At 73.4% G+C, this 7,840-nt stretch carries 4 protein-coding genes; all 4 read left to right on the top strand.

What is annotated here, in order from left to right; all coding sequences use genetic code 11:
- The first annotated feature begins 166 nt into the window (after positions 1-166).
- Genes ACI782_RS17985 through sbnB form a run of 4 tightly spaced genes read left to right on the top strand, consistent with a single transcriptional unit; the run spans position 167 to position 7,840 of the window.
- Positions 167-3,304, top strand: a complete 3,138-nt coding sequence (locus ACI782_RS17985; protein ID WP_456911440.1) for a Pls/PosA family non-ribosomal peptide synthetase — start codon at positions 167-169, stop codon at positions 3,302-3,304.
- On the top strand, positions 3,301-5,796 hold the full coding sequence (locus tag ACI782_RS17980; protein WP_456911439.1) for a non-ribosomal peptide synthetase: 2,496 nt from the start codon (positions 3,301-3,303) through the stop codon (positions 5,794-5,796). Before ACI782_RS17985 ends, ACI782_RS17980 begins: the two co-directional genes overlap by 4 nt.
- A 26-nt stretch (positions 5,797-5,822) precedes the next feature.
- Positions 5,823-6,815, top strand: a complete 993-nt coding sequence (locus tag ACI782_RS17975) for a TauD/TfdA family dioxygenase (protein WP_456911438.1) — start codon at positions 5,823-5,825, stop codon at positions 6,813-6,815.
- Positions 6,812-7,840: a 2,3-diaminopropionate biosynthesis protein SbnB gene (sbnB, locus tag ACI782_RS17970; RefSeq protein ID WP_456911437.1), complete on the top strand. Its 1,029-nt coding sequence runs from the start codon at positions 6,812-6,814 to the stop codon at positions 7,838-7,840. The genes ACI782_RS17975 and sbnB overlap by 4 nt, the downstream gene beginning before the upstream one ends.

Below are 7,840 nucleotides of genomic sequence, written 5' to 3'. Positions count from 1 at the left end.
CCCCCCGCCCCCCCCCCCGCCCAGCCCCCCCCCCGCCCCCCCCCCCCCCCCCCCCCCCCCCCCCCCGCCCCCCCCCCGCCGCCCCCCCCCCCCCCCCCCCCCCCCCCCCCCCCCCCCCCCCCCCCCCCCCCCCCCCACACCGCTGAGAAGAGGCCGAGGAGCCCCCGTGCTGAGAGAGCCACCCGTCGAGGTCCTGTCCGCAGACCCCGCCGCCCCCGCCGTCCCCGCCCCGTCGCCGGGTGAGGACGGCGTCCCCCGAACGGCGACCCCCGTCGAGCGCGCCCTGACCGAGGTGCTCGCGGAGGTCGTCGGCCGGCCCGTGACCCCGACCGGCCACTTCTTCGACGACCTCGGCGCGGACTCGATGGTCATGGCGCAGTTCTGCGCCCGCCTGCGCAAGCGCGACGACCTGCCCTCGCCGTCGATCAAGGACGTCTACCAGCACCCCACGATCCACGCCCTGGCCACCGCCCTGGCACCACCACCGGCGGCGAGCCCGGTCGAGGACGCGCTCGTGGACGTGCTCGCCGACGTCGTCGGCCGGCCCGTGACGCCGGCCGGCCACTTCTTCGACGACCTCGGCGCGGACTCGATGGTCATGGCGCAGTTCTGCGCCCGCGTCCGCAAGCGGCCTGACCTGCCCTCGGTCTCGATCAAGGACGTCTACCAGCACCCCACGATCCACGCCCTGGCCACCGCCCTGGCACCACCACCGGCGGCGAGCCCGGTCGAGGACGCGCTCGTGGACGTGCTCGCCGACGTCGTCGGCCGGCCCGTCACCCCGGCCAGCCACTTCTTCGACGACCTCGGCGCCGACTCCATGGTCATGGCGACCTTCTGCGCCCGCCTGCGCAAGCGCGACGACCTGCCCTCGCCGTCGATCAAGGACGTCTACGCACACCCGACGGTCCACAGCCTGGCCACGGCGCTCGCGGCCGACGCGGCGGCCCCTGCTGTGTCGAAGCCCGCCTCCACCTCTCCCGCCCCCACGTCGGAGCGTCGTGCGACCACGGCGGAGTACGTGCTGTGCGGGGTCATGCAGGTGCTGCTCTTCGTCGGGTACTCCTACGTCACCGCGCTGGTCATGGTGTGGGCCTTCAACTACATCAACACCGGGAGCGGCCTGATCGACTACGAGCGGTCGGTGTTGGCCGGCGGCGCCGTCTTCCTCACGACCTGCCTGCTGCCGATCGCGGTCAAGTGGCTGCTCATCGGCCGGTGGAAGCCCCAGGAGATCCCGATCTGGACGCCGGCGTACCTGCGCTTCTGGCTGGTGAAGACCCTCGTGGCGTCCAACCCGCTGGTCCTGTTCGCCGGGTCGCCGATCTACAACCTGTACCTGCGGGCGCTGGGCGCGAAGGTCGGCCGGGGCGCGGTGGTCTTCACCCGCCACATGCCCGTTGCCACGGACCTGCTCACCGTCGGGCCGGGTGCGGTCGTGCGCAAGGAGTGTTACCTCAGCGGCTACCGGGCGCTCGCCGGCGTGATCCAGACCGGGTCGGTCACCCTGGGCCGGGACGCCTTCGTCGGCGACACGACGGTCCTCGACATCGACACGTCGGTGGGAGACGGCGCCCAACTCGGCCACGCCTCCACCCTGCACCGCGGGCAGGCGATCCCCGCCGGCGAGCGGTGGCACGGGTCCCCGGCCGAGCCCACGACGTCGGACTACCAGCAGGTCCCGCCGGCCGACCGCAGCACCTGGCGACCAGTCGGCTACGCCGCCCTCCAGATGCTGACCACGCTGCTGGTGTACGTGCCGTTCGGCTTCGGCGGCGTGGTGATCCTCGTCGACACCGTCCCAGGGCTGGGCGCGCTCCTGGACCCGGGCCCGCTCGGGCTGACGACGTGGTCGTTCTACGTCTTCGCGCTGGCGCTGGCCTCGGTGTTCTTCGTCGCCGGCCTCGTCGGGCGCTTGGTCCTCGTCCTCGTCGTCCCCCGGCTGGCCGACCTCCTGCTCCAGCCGGACCGCGTCTACCCGATGTACGGCCTGCGCTACTCGGCGCACCGGACCGTGCAGCACTTCTCCAACAGCAAGTTCTTCCAGGTGCTCGTCGGGGACAGCGTCTTGGTCGTCCACTACCTGCGCAGCCTGGGATACCGGCTCAAGCCCTACGTCCAGACCGGGTCGAACTTCGGCAACGAGGTCAAGCACGAGAGCCCCTACCTGGTCTCCGTAGGGCGCGGGACGGTCGCCGCCAGCGGGATCTCGTTCCTCAACGCCGACTACACCAGCACGTCGTTCCGGCTGTCCCGCACGGCGCTCGGGAAGGACAACTTCCTCGGCAACGCCATCGTCTACCCGCCGCGGGCCAAGACCGGTGACAACTGCCTGCTCGCCACGAAGGTCCTCGTCCCCATCGACGGGGAGGTGCGGTCCGACGTCGGGCTGCTGGGATCGCCCGCCTTCGAGATCCCCCGCACCGTGGCCCGGGACAGCGAGTTCGTGAAGATGGCCCACGACGAGGAGTTCCCGCGCCGCCTGGCCGCCAAGACCTGGTACAACCTGCGCACCATCGGCTACTTCCTGCTGGTGCGGTGGGTCTACGCCGTGGTCCTCACCGTCGTCGCCATGGGCGGCCTGGACGTGCTGACGGACATCGGGGCCTGGGCCGTCACGCTGTCGACCTCGTTCCTCCTCGTGTTCAGCCTCGCGTACTTCACCTTCGTCGAGCGGGCCATCCTCCACTTCCGGCCCGTGCAGCCGGTGTACTGCTCGATCTACGATGCCCGGTTCTGGCAGCGGGAACGCCTGTTCAAGATGATGGCCAAGACCGGCGTGCACCGGCTCGCCGTCGGCACGCCGTTCATCTCCCCGCTGTGGCGGCTGTCCGGGGTGCGGCTCGGGAAGCGGCTGTTCGACGACGGCCACGGCATGTCCGAGAAGCACATCGTCTCGCTGGGCGACGACGTCACCCTCAACGCCGGCTCCTACATCCAGTGCCACACGCAGGAGGACTACGCCTTCAAGTCCGAGGGCGTGACGGTCGGATCCGGCGTCACCTTCGGGGTCGGCGCCCTGGCGTACTACGGCGCGGTCATCGGGGACAACGCCGTGCTGGAGGCCGACTCCTTCCTGATGAAGGGCGAGGAGGTGCCCGACGGCGCGCGGTGGGGCGGCAACCCCGCCCGCGAGCTGCAGCCCAGCGACCTGCACCTCCCCGCCGCCGAGCCCGCCCGGACCCTCACCGGCCACCACGACACCGGAGACGCCATGCAGATCCCCGTCCAGCAGTTCACCTCCGACGGGACGACGGCCGGACGGCACCTCGCCCGCGGGCGCCACCGGGAGACGGTCCGATGACCGCCGTCGCCACGCCGCCCCAGGCCGCGACCGACCGGGCCTACTGGACCGGCGTCCTCGACGCCGGCGGCCGCACCTCGGTCCCGCGGTGGACCCTGCACCCGGTGCCGGGGGTGGCCACGCACGAGGTGACCGTGCCCGGCGGCGTCCTGGCCGGGGTCCGCCGGCTGGGCGACGAGCTCGGGGTGCCCTCCGGAGCGGTGCTGCTCGCCGCGCACGCCCGGGTGCTGGCCGCGCTCTCGGGAGAGCGGGAGGTCGTGACCGGCCTGGTCGCGACCCCGGGGGGCGCCCCGTTGCCGTGCCGGATCCTCACCGGTTCCTCCTGGCAGGAGCTGGTCAGGGCGGCCGCGCAGGCCCGTGCCGCGGTGCGCGCCCACGGCGACTTCCCCGTCGAGGCGCTGCGGCTCGAGCTGGGACAGACCGAGGCGCCCACCGAGGTCGTGGTCTCCCCCGACGGCCCGGCCGGCGACCTGCCGACCGACGCGGTCCTCTCCGTCGCCGCGGTGCGGCGCGGCACCGCGCTCGCCCTGCAGGTGCGGTACCGCAAGGACGCCCTGGACGCCGACGCCGCCGCCCGGATCGCCGGCTACCACGTCACCGCCCTGCGGCAGCTGACCGACGACCCCGACGCCGACCCCGCGCGGCAGTCCCTGCTCTCCGGCAACGAGCGGCGGCTGCAGCTGGAGCGGATGGCGGGTCCGCACCGCGAACTGCCGGACCGGCCGGTGCACGAGCTCATCGAGGAGCGGGTGGCGGCCACCCCCGACGCGGTCGCGGTCGTCTGCCGCGACCGGCGCTGGACCTACCGCGAACTCGACGCGCGGGCCAACCAGCTGGCGCGCGCCCTGCTGGCCAGGGGACTGCGCCGCGAGGAGGTCGTCGCGGTCGTGCTGGAGCGCGACCTCGAGTGGGTCGCCGCCGTCCTGGCCGTCTACAAGGCCGGCGGGGTGTACCTGCCCCTCGAGCCGCACTTCCCCGCCACGAGGATCGCGACCGCACTCACCCGGGCGCAGTGCCGGCTGGTGCTCACCGAGCAGGGCAGTGCCGCGACCCTGGACGAGGCCCTGGCGAGCGTGCCGGGAGTCGAGCGGCTCGACGTGGCCGCCGCCTGGGCGGAGGGGCACGCCGACCACCCGCCGGGCATCCCCGTCGCGATGGACCAGCTGGCGTACGTGCTGTTCACCTCCGGCTCCACCGGTGAGCCCAAGGGGGTGCTGTGCGAGCACGCCGGGCTGATCAACCACCTCTACGCCAAGATCGCCGACCTGGGCCTCGCCGAGGGCGCGGTGGTGCCCCAGACCGGGCCGCAGTGCTTCGACATCTCGATCTGGCAGATGGTCGCCGGGCTGGTGCTCGGCGGGCGGACGCTGGTGGTCCCGCAGGAGGTCGTCCTCGACGTCGAGCGGCTCGTCGACACCCTCGTCGAGCAACGCGCCGCGGTGCTGCAGGTGGTGCCGTCCTACCTCGACGTCGTGGTGAGCTACCTGGAGCAGCACCCGCGCGCCCTGCCCGACGTGCACACCGTCTGCCCGACCGGCGACCTGCTGAAGAAGGAACTGGTCGAGCGCTGGTTCGCCGTGCAGCCCGGCATCCCGATGGTGAACACCTACGGGCTGACCGAGACCTCGGACGACGCCGTCCACCTGGTCATGGACCGGCCGCCCGCCGGGGACCGCGTCCCGCTGGGACGGCCCATCCACAACGTCCCCGTCTACGTCCTCGACGAGCACCTGTCCCCGGTGCCGCTCGGAGCCCCCGGGCTGATCGCCTTCTCGGGGATCTGCGTGGGGCGCGGCTACATCAACGACCCCGAACGCACCCAGCGGGTCTTCACCACCGATCCGCACCGGCCCGGCCAGCGACTGCTCCTGAGCGGTGACCACGGCCGCTGGCTGCCCGACGGCACGCTGGACTACCTCGGCCGCCGCGACAACCAGGTGAAGATCCGCGGCTTCCGCATCGAGATCGGCGAGATCGAGAGCGCACTCCTGCGCGTGCCGGGTGTCCACGACGCGGCGGTCGTCGTCGCGGAAGGGGCCGACCGGATCCCCCGCCTGGTCGCCTTCTACGCCGGTCCGCGACCGGTGCCGGACGACGTCCTCCGGGAGCGGCTGACCGCTGCACTCCCGGACTACATGGTCCCGTCGGCGTGCCACTGGCGGGAGCGGCTGCCCTTGACCGGCAACGGCAAGACCGACCGGACGACGCTCACCGCGCTGGCCGGCGAGCTCGCGGCCGCGCCGGAGGACCGGGCGGCACCGAGCAGCCCGACCGAGCTGCGGCTGGCCGAGGCCTGGGCGGGCGTCCTGGGGATCCCGCTGGAGCAGATCGGCCGCGACGACTCCTTCTTCGACCGGGGTGGCACCTCGCTGTCGGCGGTCAAGCTCGCCATCGCCCTCGACCGCGCCGTCACCCTGCCCGAGCTCATGGCCCACCCCGTCCTCGCCGACCAGGCGGTCCTCCTCGACGAGAAGACCGGCGTCCCGGCCTGACCCCCCACCCCCGCGAAGGAGCTCCGATGTCCTCCCTCTCCCCGGCGGCGCTGCTCGACGTCGCGCAGTGCCCCGGCCGGCCACCGTTGCTCGAGGTGGACGGCTCCGGCGACCCGGCCGGCTGGGTCGCCGGTCACCGCGACGCCCTGCGCGCGGCGGTCACCGAGCACGGCGCGCTGCTCGTCCGCGGGCTCGGGCTCGCCGACGCCGCGGCCGTGGCCGCCGTCTCCGACCGGCTGGCCGACCGGTTGATGCCGGAGCTGGAGGCGTTCGCGCCCCGCGAGCCGGCCACCGGCGGCGTGTACTCGTCCACGCCGTGGCCGGCCAACCAGCAGATGTGCATGCACCACGAGCTCAGCTACGCGCAGCAGTTCCCGGGGCTGCTGCTCTTCGCCTGCCTGACCCCGCCCACCACCGGCGGCGCGACCGGGGTGGCCGACGCGCCGTCCGTGCTGGCCGCGCTGCCACCCGACCTGGTGGCGCGGTTCGAGCGGGAGGGCTGGCTGCTGGTGCGCAGCTACACCGACGAGATCGGCGCCTCGGTCGCCGAGGCCTTCGGCACCGACGACCGCACCGCGGTAGAGGCCTACTGCCGCACGCACGACATCGAGTTCGAGTGGCAGCCCGAGGGCGGGCTGCGCACCCGGCAGCGCCGCAGCGCCGTCCTCCGGCACCCGCGCACCGGGGAGCGCTGCTGGTTCAACCAGATCGCCTTCCTCAACGAGTGGACCCTGGCCCCCGAGATCCGCGAGTACCTCGTCGACGTCTACGGCGAGGACGGCCTGCCCTTCACCACCCGCTTCGGCGACGGCGAGCCGATCGGCGCGGACGTCGTCGCCCAGATCAACGAGGTCTACGAGGCCCACACCGTGCGCGAGCCCTGGCAGGCCGGCGACCTGCTGCTGGTCGACAACATCCGCACCGCCCACGCCCGGGAGCCCTACGAGGGCCCGCGCGAGGTGCTCGTCGCGCTGGCCGACCCGATCCGGCGCTCCGACGTCCCCGGGGAGTCCCGGTGACCGCCGCGGTGCCGCCGTTCGCGGTGGTGCCCGGGGCCCAGGTGCAGGAGGCGCTGCGCGGACGCGAGAAGCAGGTCGTCGAGCTGGTCGAGGCCACCTACCGGGTGCACGGGGCCGGCGACTCGGTCAACCCGCCGTCGTACTTCCTGCGCTTCCCCGACCGGCCGTCGTCGCGGATCATCGCGCTGCCGGCCTCCATTGGCGGCGACGTGCGAGTAGACGGGCTGAAGTGGATCTCGAGCTTCCCGGACAACGTCGCGGCCGGGATCCCCCGGGCCTCGGCGGTGCTGATCCTCAACGACCACGACACCGGCTACCCGTTCGCCTGCATGGAGGCCTCGGTCATCAGCGCCACGCGGACGGCCGCGTCGGCCGCGCTCGCCGCGGACTGGCTCGCCCGCGGCCGGCCCCGGCCCACCCGCGTCGGCTTCTTCGGCGTGGGGCTCATCGCCCGCTACATCCACACCTTCCTGGCCGGCACCGGCTGGTCCTTCGACGAGGTCGGCCTGTTCGACCTGTCGCCCGACAGCACCGCCGGGTTCCGCTCGTACCTGGACTCGTCGGTCACCCCCGGCCGGGTCACGGTCCACGGCAGCGCCGAGGAGCTGATCCGCGGCAGCGACCTGGTGGTCTTCGCGACCATCGCCGGGGAGCCGCACGTGACCGACCCGTCCTGGTTCGACCACTGCCCGCTGGTGCTGCACGTGTCCCTGCGCGACCTGGCCCCCGAGGTGCTGCTGCGCTCGGTCAACGTCGTGGACGACGTCGAGCACTGCCTCAAGGCGAACACCTCGCCGCACCTGGTCGAGCAGCTCACCGGCAACCGCGACTTCCTCGCGGGCACGCTGGCCGACGTGATGGCCGGGCGGGTGGAGTTGCCGGCCGACCGCCCGGTCGTCTTCTCCCCCTTCGGCCTCGGGGTGCTCGACCTCGCCGTCGGCAAGTACGTGTACGACGAGGTCGTCCGCTCCGGGGAGCTGCGAGTGGTCGACGGCTTCTTCTCCGAACTGCGCCGGTACGGCTGA

The organism is Geodermatophilus sp. SYSU D00703, assembly GCF_054050155.1.
This window is presented reverse-complemented; position numbering and strand designations above follow the sequence as displayed.

Bases quoted from the DNA above. Each gene is read 5' to 3' on its own strand.
- ACI782_RS17975 (WP_456911438.1), top strand. From the start codon at position 5,823: ATGTCCTCCCTCTCCCCGGCGGCGCTGCTCGACGTCGCGCAGTGCCCC.
- ACI782_RS17980 (WP_456911439.1), top strand. From the start codon at position 3,301: ATGACCGCCGTCGCCACGCCGCCCCAGGCCGCGACCGACCGGGCCTAC.